This window comes from Mesorhizobium sp. YL-MeA3-2017, assembly GCF_030814575.1.
Taxonomy (GTDB): domain Bacteria; phylum Pseudomonadota; class Alphaproteobacteria; order Rhizobiales; family Rhizobiaceae; genus Mesorhizobium; species Mesorhizobium terrae.
Map to the genome: position 1 here is coordinate 361,683 of NZ_JAUSVH010000001.1, position 13,318 is coordinate 375,000.

At 64.7% G+C, this 13,318-nt stretch carries 11 protein-coding genes; 4 read left to right on the plus strand and 7 right to left on the minus strand.

Annotated elements, in window-relative coordinates; translation table 11 throughout:
- Positions 1 to 30: 30 nt before the first annotated feature.
- The 4 genes from QFZ88_RS01570 to QFZ88_RS01585 form a co-directional block, all read right to left on the minus strand.
- Positions 31 to 627 (minus strand): ABC-type transport auxiliary lipoprotein family protein, encoded by a 597-nt coding sequence (locus QFZ88_RS01570; RefSeq protein ID WP_024922215.1) that lies wholly within the window; start codon positions 625 to 627, stop codon positions 31 to 33.
- Between the two features lie 73 nt (positions 628 to 700).
- Positions 701 to 2,074, minus strand: a complete 1,374-nt coding sequence (locus QFZ88_RS01575) for an MlaD family protein (protein ID WP_024922214.1) — start codon at positions 2,072 to 2,074, stop codon at positions 701 to 703.
- 8 nt (positions 2,075 to 2,082) lie between these two features.
- Positions 2,083 to 2,943: an ABC transporter ATP-binding protein gene (locus QFZ88_RS01580; RefSeq protein ID WP_139116480.1), complete on the minus strand. Its 861-nt coding sequence runs from the start codon at positions 2,941 to 2,943 to the stop codon at positions 2,083 to 2,085.
- Positions 2,903 to 4,087: an ABC transporter permease gene (locus tag QFZ88_RS01585; protein WP_024922212.1), complete on the minus strand. Its 1,185-nt coding sequence runs from the start codon at positions 4,085 to 4,087 to the stop codon at positions 2,903 to 2,905. The genes QFZ88_RS01580 and QFZ88_RS01585 overlap by 41 nt, the downstream gene beginning before the upstream one ends.
- 78 nt (positions 4,088 to 4,165) lie before the next feature.
- Here QFZ88_RS01585 and dgcA point away from each other — a divergent pair, with 78 nt between their 5' ends.
- Complete coding sequence (gene dgcA, locus QFZ88_RS01590) at positions 4,166 to 5,146, plus strand: N-acetyl-D-Glu racemase DgcA (protein WP_024922211.1); 981 nt, start codon at positions 4,166 to 4,168, stop codon at positions 5,144 to 5,146.
- Here the strand turns inward: dgcA and QFZ88_RS01595 are convergent.
- Together QFZ88_RS01595 and QFZ88_RS01600 are read right to left on the minus strand one after the other, a co-directional pair.
- Positions 5,117 to 6,331 (minus strand): MFS transporter, encoded by a 1,215-nt coding sequence (locus QFZ88_RS01595; protein ID WP_024922210.1) that lies wholly within the window; start codon positions 6,329 to 6,331, stop codon positions 5,117 to 5,119. The two genes, dgcA and QFZ88_RS01595, sit on opposite strands and share 30 nt — an antisense overlap.
- 141 nt (positions 6,332 to 6,472) lie before the next feature.
- Positions 6,473 to 7,309 (minus strand): UDP-2,3-diacylglucosamine diphosphatase, encoded by an 837-nt coding sequence (locus tag QFZ88_RS01600; protein ID WP_024922209.1) that lies wholly within the window; start codon positions 7,307 to 7,309, stop codon positions 6,473 to 6,475.
- A gap of 113 nt (positions 7,310 to 7,422) precedes the next feature.
- Here QFZ88_RS01600 and QFZ88_RS01605 point away from each other — a divergent pair, with 113 nt between their 5' ends.
- From QFZ88_RS01605 to QFZ88_RS01615, 3 genes are all read left to right on the plus strand, one after another.
- Positions 7,423 to 8,202 (plus strand): SDR family oxidoreductase, encoded by a 780-nt coding sequence (locus tag QFZ88_RS01605; RefSeq protein WP_024922208.1) that lies wholly within the window; start codon positions 7,423 to 7,425, stop codon positions 8,200 to 8,202.
- 160 nt (positions 8,203 to 8,362) lie between these two features.
- The gene (locus QFZ88_RS01610; protein WP_024922207.1) at positions 8,363 to 10,693 is read left to right on the plus strand and encodes an NADP-dependent malic enzyme; all 2,331 of its coding nucleotides are present in this window, start codon (positions 8,363 to 8,365) and stop codon (positions 10,691 to 10,693) included.
- Positions 10,694 to 10,798: 105 nt separating this feature from the next.
- The gene (locus tag QFZ88_RS01615; RefSeq protein WP_024922206.1) at positions 10,799 to 11,884 is read left to right on the plus strand and encodes a DUF2865 domain-containing protein; all 1,086 of its coding nucleotides are present in this window, start codon (positions 10,799 to 10,801) and stop codon (positions 11,882 to 11,884) included.
- Here the strand turns inward: QFZ88_RS01615 and gltX are convergent.
- Positions 11,802 to 13,175, minus strand: a complete 1,374-nt coding sequence (gltX, locus tag QFZ88_RS01620; RefSeq protein ID WP_024922205.1) for a glutamate--tRNA ligase — start codon at positions 13,173 to 13,175, stop codon at positions 11,802 to 11,804. The two genes, QFZ88_RS01615 and gltX, sit on opposite strands and share 83 nt — an antisense overlap.
- Positions 13,176 to 13,318: the final 143 nt, after the last annotated feature.

Genomic DNA, 13,318 nt, shown 5'->3' on the forward strand with positions numbered 1-13,318 from the left:
GGCGTGGTGTGCCGGGCACCCCGGGGCTGATCAGATAGACGTGTCCGCCCAGCGCACGATCTGCTGCGCGGCCTCGCCGAAGGCACGGTCGAGGGCTGCGACATAAGCCTTGTTGCCGCCGCCGGATACCGGCGCGCTGGCGCTGAAGGCGCGGGATGCGCGCACTTCGCCGTTGCGGTCGTTCAAGATGCGCACGAACAGTTCGACATGCGCCTGTTCGCCCTTTTCGGCGCGCACTTCGAAGGCGCGGATTTCGGTGATGATCTGATAGTCGATCGCCAGCCCCTCGCCCGGCTTGCCGACGCCGGCAAAGCGGCCGGTGCGCTGGAAAGCCTCCGCGAGACGCGCCTGCACGATCACCGGCAGCCGGTCGGCCCATTGCGCGCCCTTGAGATACTGGATCGAGCGATCGCCGGTCTTGATGACAATGTTCTGGCTGTCCAGCGCCTTCAGCGCCGCCGGCTGGGTGATCAGGATCTGGCCACGGCCGCGGCCGGCGGCCGACACTGTCGGCGTCGTCAGGTCAAACGTGTCGAGCGGCGCCGGGCCGCCGCCCGGCAGCGCCGCGCACCCTGTCAGGCCAAGCGCGAGCAGCAACGCGCCCGCATACGCTCCAATCGATCTCACGCGACGTCCCCACTGACCGAATCCGTCCGGTCCCCTTCCGAACGCTGTTTATCGACTTGACCGTGCGACGCCGTCAACGCCGCGTCCGCCCATCATACTGGCGCACCTCGCCATCGCCTCCCGACAGGATGCGCTGTGGATTGCGCTGGATGTCGGAAACGGCCGACTCGATGCGATTGATCGAACGGCGGCTGTCCTGCACGAGCGCTTCGACATTCTGCAGGCCCTGGCCGGAGAAACGCTGCAGATTGTCGGCGATGGTGCCGATATGCTGGTTGAGCGTATCGGCCACCTGCTTGAACGACTTCAGCGTGTCGGTGGCCTGCGCCACCAGCCCCTTGGTGTCGCCGGACCCCAGCATTCCGTCCACCTTGGCCAGGATGCCGTCGACGCGCACGGAGGCGTTGTTGAGGCGCGCGGCGAGCTGTTGGGCGTCCTTGATGGTCTGGTCGATATCGCCGGCCCGCTCGCTGAACTTCTCCGTCACCTTGGCGATGTCGGCGGAAGCCTTGTCGGCATTGGCGCTGGCTTCCTTGATATTGGCAAGTGCTGCGCGCACATCGGCCGGGTCGACGCTGTCGAGGACGCCATTCACCTTGTCCAGCGTGACCTGCGTCTTCTGGGCGAATGTGTTGACCGAACCGACCGCCTGCTTGACTTCGGCGATGGTGGAATCGAACTGGTCGCTGGTCTGCTTCAGGTTCTGCGTGATGGTGTCGACATTGGCGACGATCTGGCGAACCTTGTCCTTGTCAACGGCGTTGAGCAGGCCCTCGGCCGCCTTCAGCGCGCCATCCAGCTTGCCAGACACGCCCTGCAGTTCGGTCGACAAGGCGCTGACGGAAGCGAGGAACTTGTCGACACCGTCGGAATTCCTGGCCAGCGCATCGGAGAACTTCTGGGCATTCTGCGCGGTCTGGGTCAGCGGGCCGCGCACGTCCTGCGTGAAGCCTTCGAGCTGCGACAGCACCTTGTCGGCGCGCCCGAAAATGTCCTGCGCGGTCTGCAGGAGATTGGTCACGGCGGACGGCTTGGCGATGATCACCGCCACGCGCCCATCCTTCTCGGCCTCGTCCAGCAGCTTGGGTTCCTGCGGATTGGCGCCGGTCAGTTCGATATTGGCCTGGCCCGTCAGGCCGGCGAGGCCGATATCGGCCTGCGTCGAACGGGTGATCGGCGTCTTGCGGTCGATCTCGGTGTCGGCAACCGCGATGGTCGGGTTGTCGACGTCGATATAGACACGGCGCACGTCGCCCACCTTCACGCCGTTGAACAGGACCTGGCTGCCGCGGCCGAGGCCCGAGGCCGAACCCGGAATGCGCACACGCAGCGTCGTCGTCTCGCCCCGGTCGCCGATCGCCGCGGTCCAGTAGACAAAAGCGAAGGCCGCCAGAATAGCCACCAGCGTAAAAATGCCGACGATAACGTAGTTGGCTCTGGTTTCCATTGCTTCACTTATGGCTGCGCGCGCGTGGCAAGATCAAGCTGCCGCGCCCGTTTTCCGCGGAAATAGGCCTTCACCCAGGGTTCCTCGCTCTTCAACATGTCGTCGACAGTGCCTTCCACCAGCACCCGCTTCTTGCCGAGCACGGCGATTCGGTCGCAAGCGGTGAACAGCGAATCAAGGTCGTGCGTGACCATGTAGACGGTGAGACCCATCGTGTCGCGCAGCTTCACCACCAGCTCATCGAACTCCGCCGCGCTGATCGGATCGAGGCCTGAGGTCGGCTCGTCGAGGAAGACGATGTCCGGATCGAGCGCCAGCGCGCGGGCGAGCGCGGCGCGCTTGATCATGCCGCCCGAAAGCTCGGAGGGGTATTTGCGCGCAGCTTCCGGCGGCAGCCCCACCAGCTCCACCTTGAGCATAGCCAGTTCGTCCATCAGCTTGCCGGGCAGATCGAGATATTCGCGCATCGGCACCTGCACGTTTTCCATCACCGTCAGCGCCGAAAACAGCGCGCCCTGCTGGAACAGCACGCCAAGCCGCATGTCGATGCGCAGCCGCTCCGCATCGCTGGCCTCGGAGACATCGGTGCCGAACAGCTTGATGGTGCCGCCCTGTTTCGGCACCAGTTCCAGAACCGCGCGCAAAAGCACCGACTTGCCGGCGCCCGAGGCGCCGACGAAACCGAGGATCTCGCCGCGATGGATATCCAGAGACAGCCCGTCGAGGACGACCTGATCTCCGAACGCCACCTTGATGTCGCGCGCCGACAGCACGATCTCGTCACGGTCTTCGGCGGTTGGCGGGGCCTGTTCCTGGACGCTCTGCATCTCAGAAACTGATCGACGCGTAGAAGATGGCGAAAAGGCCATCGAGAATGATGACCACGAAAATGGATTTCACCACCGACTGGGTCACGTGCAGGCCAAGCGATTCGGCGCTGCCGCCGACCTTCAAGCCTTCCACCGAGGCAATCGTACCGATGATCATGGCCATGAACGGCGCCTTGATCAGGCCGGCGAAGATGGTCGACAGATCAATGGCAACCCGCAGCCGCTCGATGAAGGCGGCCGGCGGAATGCCTGAATAGAGCCAGGCAGCGGCGATGCCGCCGCCGAGTGCGGCGAAATTGGCCAGGATGGTCAGGCAAGGCAGTCCGATCACCAGTGCCACCAGGCGCGGGAACACCAGCACGCCGATGGGATTGAGGCCGATCACTTTGAGTGCGTCCACCTCCTCGCGCATCTTCATCGAACCGATCTCGGCGGTGATCGCGCTGCCCGAGCGGCCGGCGATCATGATAGCCGTCATCAGCACGCCAAGCTCGCGCAACACCAGCACGCCGACGAGATCGACGACGAAGATGTCGGCACCGAAGTAACGCAGCTGGTAGGCGCCCTGCTGGGCGACGATGGCGCCGACGATGGTGGACATCAACAGCACCACCGGAACGGCGCCGACGCCCATGCGGTCGAGCTGGTTGAAGATCGCGGCCGGGTTGACGGCGTGGCCGCGCCCCAGCTTCATCTGCGCGCCGCGAATGGTAGCGCCCAGGATGTTCATGCCGGCGAGGAAATCGTCGCGCATCTCATAGACACGCATGCCGATCAGCTCGAGCGCACGGATGATGATGTTGGGGCGTGGTATCGCCTGCGCTTCGCCCGCCCGCCGCACCGCCTCGCCCACCGCGTTGAGCAGGGTGGCGGCGGTTTCGCTCTGGCCCTGCAGTCTGATCTCGACACCGCGCGCTTCGTTGGTGTTGACCAGCCGCTGGATCAGCCAGGCGCCGGCGGTATCCATGCGCCCGATCTTGGAAAGATCGAGCGCCAGCGTCTTGAAGCCGTTGCGCTTTTCGACCTTGCGCATTTCGGCGTCGACCTCGCCGACCCGCCGCGTCGTCCAGTTGCCGGAAAAGACGCAGGCCAGCACGCCGTCGCGCTCGGCAACGGCGATCTGCGGCTGGCTTGCATCGGCGCCGGCCTTGTCGCTTGCGTCGCGTTTGCGGATCGTCAACATGCGCTCCTGTTTAGCTCGACGGGACAGGCCTGTCGATTTGTCGGCGGCATTACGTCAGCATTACCGGAGCAGAAAAACATGGCGCGTGTCATTTCGGTCGAAGCCGAGCGTTTTCCGATAGCCGGCGTCTTCACCATCGCCCGTGGCTCCAAGACCGAGGCGGAAGTCATAACCTGCACGATCGGCGACGGCGGCCATGCGGGACGCGGCGAATGCGTCCCCTACAAACGCTATGGCGAGACGATGGACAGCGTGCTGGCGCAGATCGAGGCGATGCGGGCAGCACTTGAGGCCGGCATGGGGCGCGCCGAATTGCAGGCGGCGATGCCGGCGGGCGCGGCGCGCAACGCAATCGACTGCGCGCTGTGGGACCTCGAAGCCAAAACCGCAACAGCCTCGGTCGCAGCCCTACTGGGCATCGCCCCCGGGCCGCTGGAAACCGCCTACACGCTGTCGCTGGCCGAACCGGAGACCATGGCCGCCCAGGCGCGCGCCAATGCGGGACGGCCGCTGCTCAAGGTCAAGCTAGGCGGCGAAAACGATGCCGCGCGTATCCGTGCGGTCCGCGATGCGGCACCGGACAGCCGGCTGATTCTCGACGCCAATGAGGGCTGGACCGACGACAACGTCGCCGAAAACATCGCAGCTGCCGCAGCACTTGGCATAGCATTGATCGAGCAGCCGCTGCCGGCCGGCCGCGACGGCAAGCTACGCCATATTGCAAGGCCGGTCCCGATCTGCGCCGACGAAAGCGTGCACGCCACCAACGACATCGAGGCGCTGGTCGGCCTCTACGATGCCGTCAACATCAAGCTGGACAAGGCCGGCGGGCTGACCGAAGCGCTGCTGCTACGCGACAAGGCCCGCCAATGCGGCCTGTCCATCATGGTCGGCTGCATGGTCGGCACGTCGCTCGCCATGGCACCGGCCGTGCTTTTGGCGCAGGGCGCCGACTATGTCGACCTCGATGGCCCCTTGCTACTTGCCCGCGACCGCGACCCCGGCCTGCATTACCAGGGATCGCTGGTTTCACCGCCTCAAGCGGCGCTGTGGGGCTGAACGCGCGGCGAGCACGATCAAGGCAAGGCCGAGCAACGCCACCGGCACCATGGCGAAGAAACCCTCGACGCCGAAACGCTGATAGAGCGGCCCCGAAGCCAGCGTGACGGCGGCCATGGAAAACCCGTTGGCGAAGAAGGCGATGCCTTGCGCCGCGCCCGTCCGCTCCTCCGACACCGTTTCGCCGATCATCTTCTGCAGGCTGATCAGCACCAGTGCCGTCGAGATCGCATGCAGCGCCTGGATGCCGAAGAAGCCGGTCACGCCAAGGCCGAGCGGCCAGATCAGCGGAAAGGCGATCCAGCGCACGACGGCGCCGATGGCGGCGAAGACCATGACGCGCACGACCGGCACGCGGCTGAACAGCCGGTTGAAGGCCATGAACATGCCAACTTCGCAGACCACGCCGAAGGCCCACAGGAAGCCGACGACGGAATCGCTGATGCCCAGCGATTTCCAATAGATGGACGAGAATCCGTAGAGAAAGCCGTGGCTGCCGACGATGACGCCGGCACCAGCGGCGAAGTAGAGGAAATAGGGGTTGAGCAGGCTGGGCACCGCCTGCTGCAGGTCGGTCGCCGACAGCGGCGACGCCCGCCTTGGCCGACCAAGCCGTGGCGCCATCAGCCCGATCGCCACGATGGCGCAAAACGACACGAACAGCATGATCGGCACCGCGCCCGCCCCGGTCGAGGTCAGGATGAAGCCGCCGACAAGATTGGCGCAGAGATAGGAGATCGAACCCCAGATACGCATGCGCGGATAGTTGGCGCCGAAGCGGCGCACGCCCGACAGCGCCAGCGAATCGGCGATCGGCGAATGCGGTGTCCAGACGACCGCCAGAACCAGCGAGACAATCAACACGCTGGCATAGCTGGGCGACAGGAAATAACCGGCCGAGACCACCACCGACGCCATCGCCAGTGCCAGGTAGACATTCACGCGGTCGCTCGCCTTGTCGGCCAGCGACGTGAACAGCGGCGTCGTCGCCACGCGCAGGAACATCGGCGCCGAAAGGATGACGGCGATCTTTTCCGGGCTGAAACCGTGTTCTTCCAGCCAGAGCGGGAAATAGGGCAGATAGATGCCGCTCGGCACCAGTACGGTGAAGAACAGCAGCGCCATGCGCAACTCATAGCGGCGCGGCTTGATCAGCTGTTCGGGGGAAAGCGGTGGCAGGGACATGAAAGGCAATCGGCAAATGCCGCCGGCAAAATGGCCGATCAGGCGTGCCCTGCTCTATCACGCCGCTCAAAACCAAGAAACCGTTTGGCCTAATCGATTAACGCCAAATTTCGAGCGCCCGCCAGTGTCGGCGGCGAACGGTCAGGCCGCCTCCGCGGCCCGCGCCTTTTGCGGCAACATGTCGATTGCCACCGGCACCAGCGCCGGTTCGACCTGCGGGGTCTCGGGCATGACATGGGCCCAATGCAGGATTTCGAACCGTCCGTCGAAATGCTCGACCACGGCCGTGCAGCTTTCGACCCAGTCGCCGGTGTTGACATAACGGACGTCGTCGAAATCCTCGATTGCCGCATGGTGGATGTGGCCGCAGATGACGCCGTCCACTTGCGAGCGGCGCGCCTCTTCCGCCAGCACCTGCTGGAAGGAGCCGATGAAATTCACCGCCTTCTTCACCTTGACCTTGGCCCAGGACGAGAACGACCAGTAGGGCATGCCGAAGAGGTGGCGGAACCGGCTGATCGCGCGGTTGATGACCATCGCCGCGTCATAGGCATAGTCGCCGAAATAGGCGAGCCAGCGGGCATTGTGAACGACCGTGTCGAACTGGTCGCCATGGATGACCAGCATGCGGCGCCCGTCCGCCGTCTCGTGGATGGCGCGGTCGGCCACGACGATGCCACCGAAATGCACGCCCTGGAACTGGCGGGCGAATTCGTCATGGTTGCCGGCTATGTAGGTGATCGAAGTGCCTTTGCGCGCCTTGCGCAGTAATTTCTGCACCACGTCGTTGTGGGCCTGCGGCCAGTGCCAGGAGCGCCGCAGCCGCCAGCCATCGACGATGTCGCCGACCAGGAAGATGATATCGGCGTCGTGATGGCGCAGGAAATCGATCAGGAACTCGGCCTTGGCCGCCTTCGATCCCAGATGCACATCCGAGATGAAAATGGAGCGGAACATACGTGGTTTGGCGCCGGACATCGCGATCTCACCTTTCGCGCTGGCTATGCATCGATTCATGCAACAACCGTATGACGGTTGCGATTAGGCCAGCCCTTTGGTTAGCCTTGGCGGACAAATCGGAGGTATTCGGCATGGATCTCGGTATTCGCGGCAAGAAGGCGATCGTCTGCGCATCGAGCAAGGGGCTGGGGCGCGGCTGCGCCGTCGCGCTTGCCGAAGCCGGCTGCGATCTGGTGCTGAACGGCCGCGACGCGGCGTTGCTGGCTAGGACGGCGGCCGACATTCGCCAGCGTTTCGGCGTCGACGTCATCGAAGTGCCGGGCGACGTCTCGAAACCCGACGTGCAGAAGGCGCTGCTTGCCGCCTGCCCCTCGTCGGACATCCTCGTCAACAACAATGGCGGGCCGCCCTATCGCGATTTCCGCGAACTCGACCGCGAAAAGATCCTCGAGGGCGTCACCAACAACATGGTCACGCCGATCGAACTGGTGAAAGCCGTCATCGATGGCATGGCGACGCGCGGTTTCGGCCGCATCGTCAACATCACCTCTTTGTCGGTCTATATGCCGATCCCCGGCCTCGACCTGTCTTCCGGGGCGCGCGCCGGCTTGACTTCGTTCCTGGCGGGCGTCGCCCGCACGGTGATCGACCGCAATGTCACCATCAACAGCCTGTTGCCCGGCAAGCTCGACACCGACCGGCTACGCGGTCCACATGAACCGGGTTCGGTGGAGACGCCGGAAGCGGCCGCGGCGCGCAAGGCACGGCTGGGTGCCGACATTCCGGCCAAACGCCTGGGCACGCCGGAAGAGTTCGGCCAGATCTGTGCTTTCCTGTGCTCGGTGCACGCCGGCTATCTCACCGGCCAGAACATCCCGGTGGACGGTGGGCTCTATGTGAGCGCGTTCTGAACGCGGACGCTGACGGTATTTTCGTCAGCATTTCTGTATAAAATTTTGATTCTGTTTCGCTTTTTCGCGAACGACAAAATGCGTCCGTTCGCCGTGCATCCCGCCTCGAAAAACCGTCGCCGCATGCTACAAGGGGGACGAAACAGGGAGAAGGGAAGGCATGGCGAACGACAAGGGCAAGGCGACGCGCTCGGATCTCGACGAGGCTGCCCTCTTCTTCCACAAATATCCGGTTCCCGGAAAGCTGGAGATTCAGGCGACCAAGCCGCTCGGCAACCAGCGCGACCTGGCGCTTGCCTATTCGCCCGGCGTCGCCGCGCCCTGCCTCGCCATCAAGGAGGACCCAGCCACCGCCGCCGACTACACGGCGCGCGCCAATCTGGTCGCCGTCATCTCCAACGGTTCGGCCGTGCTCGGCCTCGGCAATATCGGCCCGCTTGCCTCCAAGCCGGTGATGGAAGGCAAGGCCGTTCTGTTCAAGAAGTTCGCGGGCATCGACGTCTTCGACATCGAGATCGACGCGCCCGAGATCGACCGCATGGTGGAGACCGTTGCCGCGCTCGAACCCACTTTCGGCGGCATCAACCTCGAGGACATCAAGGCGCCCGAATGTTTCGAGGTCGAGGAGCGGCTAAAGGCCCGCATGGGCATTCCGGTCTTCCATGACGACCAGCATGGTACAGCGATCATCGTGGCCGCCGCCGTGCTCAATGGACTGGAACTGGCCGGCAAGAAGATCAAGGACGTCAAGATCGTCACATCAGGCGCCGGTGCTGCGGCACTTGCCTGCCTCAACCTGCTCGTCTCGCTCGGCGCCAGCATCGAAAACATCTGGGTGACCGACCGTTTCGGCGTTGCGCATAAAGGCCGCGTCGAGGAGATGGACCGCTGGAAGGACCCCTACGTCAAGGACACGGAGGCGCGCACGCTGGCCGACGTCATCCCGGGCGCCGACGTCTTCCTCGGCCTTTCCGCCGCCGGCGTGCTGAAGCCGGAACTCTTGAAGGGCATGGCCGAAAAGCCGCTGATCCTGGCGCTGGCCAACCCGACGCCGGAGATCATGCCGGAAGTGGCGCGCGCAGCACGGCCCGACGCCATGATCTGCACCGGCCGCTCGGACTTCCCCAACCAGGTCAACAACGTCATCTGCTTCCCCTACATCTTCCGGGGCGCGCTGGATTGCGGCGCCAGCGCCATCAACGAGGAGATGAAGATGGCGGCGGTTCGGGCCATCGCCGCCCTTGCCCGCGAAGAACCGTCCGATGTCGCCGCCCGCGCCTATTCCGGCGAAACGCCGATCTTCGGGCCCGACTTCCTCATCCCCTCGCCCTTCGACCCGCGCCTGATCCTGCGCATCGCGCCCGCCGTCGCCAAGGCCGCCTGCGACACCGGTGTTGCCACGCGCCCGATCGGCGACATGGGCGCCTATCTCGACAAGCTGAACCGCTTCGTCTTCCGCTCCGGCCTGGTCATGAAGCCGGTCTTCTCCACGGCCCGCAGCGCCGCCGCCAAGCGCGTCATCTATGCCGATGGCGAAGACGAGCGCGTGCTGCGCGCCGCCCAGGTGGTGCTGGAGGAAGGCATCGCCGAACCGATCCTCATCGGTCGCCCGCATGTCATCGACGTGCGCCTGAAGCGCTACGGCTTGCGCATCAAGCCGAATGTCGATTTTGGGCTGATCAACCCGGAAGAAGACCCGCGCTATCGCCATTATGTCGACCTGTTGATCGAACTCGGCGGCCGCCGCGGCGTCACGCCGGAAGCAGCCCGCACCATGGTGCGCACCGACAATACGGTGATCGCCGCACTCGCCGTGAAACGCGGCGACGCGGATGCCATGATCTGCGGCCTGGAGGGCCGTTTCGCCCGCCATCTGCGCAATGTCACGCTGATCATCGGCGCGCGCGCCGGCATCAGCGACCACGACCTGTCGACACTGTCCATGCTGATCTCGCAGCGCGGCGTGCTGTTTCTCACCGACACCTACGTCTCGGTGGACCCGACCGCCGAGGAGATCGCCGAGATGACGATCCTGGCAGCCGAGGAAATCCGCCGCTTCGGCATCGAGCCGAAGGCCGCATTGCTGTCGCTTTCGGATTTCGGTTCGCGCGATGCGCCAAGCGCACTGAAGATGCGTAAGGCAGCCGATATCTTGGCGCGCCTCGTGCCCGAACTGGAATGCGACGGCGAAATGCACGCCGATTCGGCGCTGTCGGAACATCTGCGCCAGCGCGTCTATCCGCATTCGCGCCTGAAGGGCGAGGCAAACCTTCTGGTGTTCCCGAGCCTCGACGCAGCCAACATCACGCTGACGGCACTGCGCACCATGCTGGACGCGCTGCATGTCGGGCCGATCCTGCTCGGCACCGACAAGCCCGCGCATATCCTGACGCCCTCGGTCACCTCGCGCGGTGTGGTCAACATGACGGCGCTTGCCGTCGTCGAGGCCTCGCAGAAGGCGCAAGCCGCGCTCAACGCGCCGCGCGGCTGAACCGCCAGGCTAAACGCGCGGTTAACCGCCTCGACGCTACCCTTGGCGCGCGAAAAATGCGGGCGAAGGGTTATGACTGGGGCGCACCGAGGGCCGCGATTTGCCTTGACGCTTCTGTGCGGCGTCCTGCTTGCGCTCGTTCTCGTCACCCAGGCTGAAGCCGCCTCCCGCATCTGCCGCCAGTTGAAGGCCGAACTCGCCGCGCTGCACAAGGGCGGCGGCGCCTCCGAGCAACGGCGTTATGACGCCGCCATCGCCAGGCAGAACGGCGAACTCGCCAAGGCCCGCGCGCAAGCCCGCGACGCCGGCTGCGGTTTCTCGTTTTTCGGCTCCGGGATCAGTCAGTGCGCTGCGCTGAACGCCGCCATAGACCGGATGAATGCCAATCTGGACACGCTTCAGCGGAAACGCGCGCGGATGGCGGGCGCTTCACCACGCCGCGATCGCGGCCGGATTACCGCCGCGCTGGAAGCAAATGACTGCAATGGCACACAGGCCGCTGAAAAGCGCGACAGCGGCGACGATGCGTCGGACGAGGAAGAGGCGGATTCCGGTGCACCCGGGCTTGAAGCAGTGCTCGATCCGGGCTTTGTTGCGGCGCCGCGCGGCGAAGTCCGCACTTTATGCGTACGCACCTGCGACGGCTATTTCTTCCCGATGTCGAATGCCGCCACCGCTAGCGACTTCCAGCGCGACCAAAGCCGTTGCGAAGCAAGTTGCCCGGGCACGCAGATCCAGGTCTTCTATACGCGCGGGGTCGGCGATGACGCCGCCGTCATGACCTCGTCTGCGACCGGACGCCCCTATTCGGAATTGCCGACCGCCTTCCTCTACAAGAAGCCGGGCCAACCCATCCCGCAGGGCTGCGGCTGCAATGCCGCCCAGAACTTCAACATCGTCGCCGGCAATCCGCCGGCTGGCGCGCCGGCAACTGGAGCTCAGGCCAGTTCGCCTTTCCTGCCGGTTCCGGCCGCCAAGCCCGATCCCGCGGACGACCCCGAAACGCTGGCCAACGCGGCCGGCGGCCTCGATGTCGAAACCATGCGCCAACTCGTGAAGAAGCCTGATCCCTCGCCGGTCTCAGCCTTGCCGCCGGAACAGCGCAAGGTCAGGGTCGTCGGGCCAACGTTCCTTCCCGACCCAGGAGCGGCAATAGATCTGCGAGCTCCGGCCCGGAAACCAGCCCCGTAAGCGCCAGCCTCAACGGCAGGAACAGCGCCTTGCCCTTGCGGCCGGTGGCTTCCTTGACCCGCCCGGTCCATTCCTTCCACACCGTCGCCGTCCACGGCTCTTCCGGCAGAAGGTCGAAAGCTTCGCTCAGGAACTGCCGTTCCTCGAGCTCGAATTCGGGCTTTTCCAACGGCCCTTCCTGCACGATGCGCCACCAGGTTGAAGCATCGCTCAGCCGGTCGAGATTACCGCGCACGGCGTTCCAGAACGGTTCAGCCTTGTCGCCGGAAACGCCGAGCACGGCCAGCCGGTCGCGCGCATCGGCGAACGACAGCGTGTGCATCAGCCCGCGGTTCAGCACCACCAGTTCTTCCGGGTCGAACTTGGCAGCGGATTTCGACGTCGCCGCCGGATCGAAATGCGTGGCGAGTTCGGCCATCGTCGGCATCGGCTGCACGTTTTCCGACGTGCCGATCAGAACGGCCAGCGAAGCCACCGCCATCGGCTCGATGCCGTCGGAACGCAGCCCCTCAATCGACAACGAGCCGGTGCGCTTGGAAAGCCCCTCGCCCGTCGTCGTGGTCAAAAGGTTGTGGTGGCCGAATGTCGGGACAACCGCACCCAGCGCCTTGAACAGCGCGATCTGCACGCCGGTGTTGGTGACATGGTCGTCGCCGCGGATCACATGGCTGATGCCCATCTCGATATCGTCCACCACCGAAGGCAGCGTGTAGAGATAGGTGCCGTCCTCTCGCACCAGCACCGGATCGGAAACCGAGGCGAGATCGACGGTCTCCTCGCCGCGCACCAGATCGTTCCAGTGGATATCGGTGCGTTCCGGTTCCTGCGGATCGACCCTGAAATTGGGCAGCAGGAAGCGCCAGTGCGGACGCCGCCCATCGGCTTCGAAATCGGCGACCTGCTTGGCGCTCAGCGTCAGGGCCTCGCGGCCATAGACCGGCGGCATGCCGCGCGTGCGGCGCACCTTGCGCTTGAGGTCGAGTTCTTCCGGCGTTTCAAAGCAGGGATAGAGCACGCCGGCCTGTTTCAGCCGTTCGACGGCAGCGTCGTAGATCGGCACGCGACGCGACTGGTAGTCGGTGGCGTCTGGGAAAATGCCCAGCCAATGCAGGTCGTAGAGGATGGAATCGGCATATTCCTGCTTCGAACGCACCGTGTCGGTATCGTCGAAACGCTGGATGAAACGGCCTCTGTTCTTCTGCGCGAACAGCCAGTTGAACAGCGCTGTGCGCGCGTTGCCGATGTGGATACGCCCCGTGGGCGACGGTGCAAAACGGACGGTAACTGTCATGGAATCGGGCGTAGCCGATGAGTTGGGCCTTGGCAAGGCAGGCGCCGACGCCGCCGGCTAAAGCAATTCCAGCAAAAGTGCGCAGCGGTTTTGCGTCCGGAATTGCGTAAAAACAAAGAGCTAGAGCATTGGAGCCGATCCTG

Bases quoted from the DNA above. Each gene is read 5' to 3' on its own strand.
- QFZ88_RS01585 (WP_024922212.1), bottom strand. From the start codon at position 4,087: ATGTTGACGATCCGCAAACGCGACGCAAGCGACAAGGCCGGCGCCGAT.
- QFZ88_RS01605 (WP_024922208.1), top strand. From the start codon at position 7,423: ATGGATCTCGGTATTCGCGGCAAGAAGGCGATCGTCTGCGCATCGAGC.
- gltX (WP_024922205.1), bottom strand. From the start codon at position 13,175: ATGACAGTTACCGTCCGTTTTGCACCGTCGCCCACGGGGCGTATCCAC.
- QFZ88_RS01575 (WP_024922214.1), bottom strand. From the start codon at position 2,074: ATGGAAACCAGAGCCAACTACGTTATCGTCGGCATTTTTACGCTGGTG.
- QFZ88_RS01595 (WP_024922210.1), bottom strand. From the start codon at position 6,331: ATGTCCCTGCCACCGCTTTCCCCCGAACAGCTGATCAAGCCGCGCCGC.
- QFZ88_RS01580 (WP_139116480.1), bottom strand. From the start codon at position 2,943: ATGGCCTTTTCGCCATCTTCTACGCGTCGATCAGTTTCTGAGATGCAG.
- dgcA (WP_024922211.1), top strand. From the start codon at position 4,166: ATGGCGCGTGTCATTTCGGTCGAAGCCGAGCGTTTTCCGATAGCCGGC.
- QFZ88_RS01610 (WP_024922207.1), top strand. From the start codon at position 8,363: ATGGCGAACGACAAGGGCAAGGCGACGCGCTCGGATCTCGACGAGGCT.
- QFZ88_RS01600 (WP_024922209.1), bottom strand. From the start codon at position 7,309: ATGTCCGGCGCCAAACCACGTATGTTCCGCTCCATTTTCATCTCGGAT.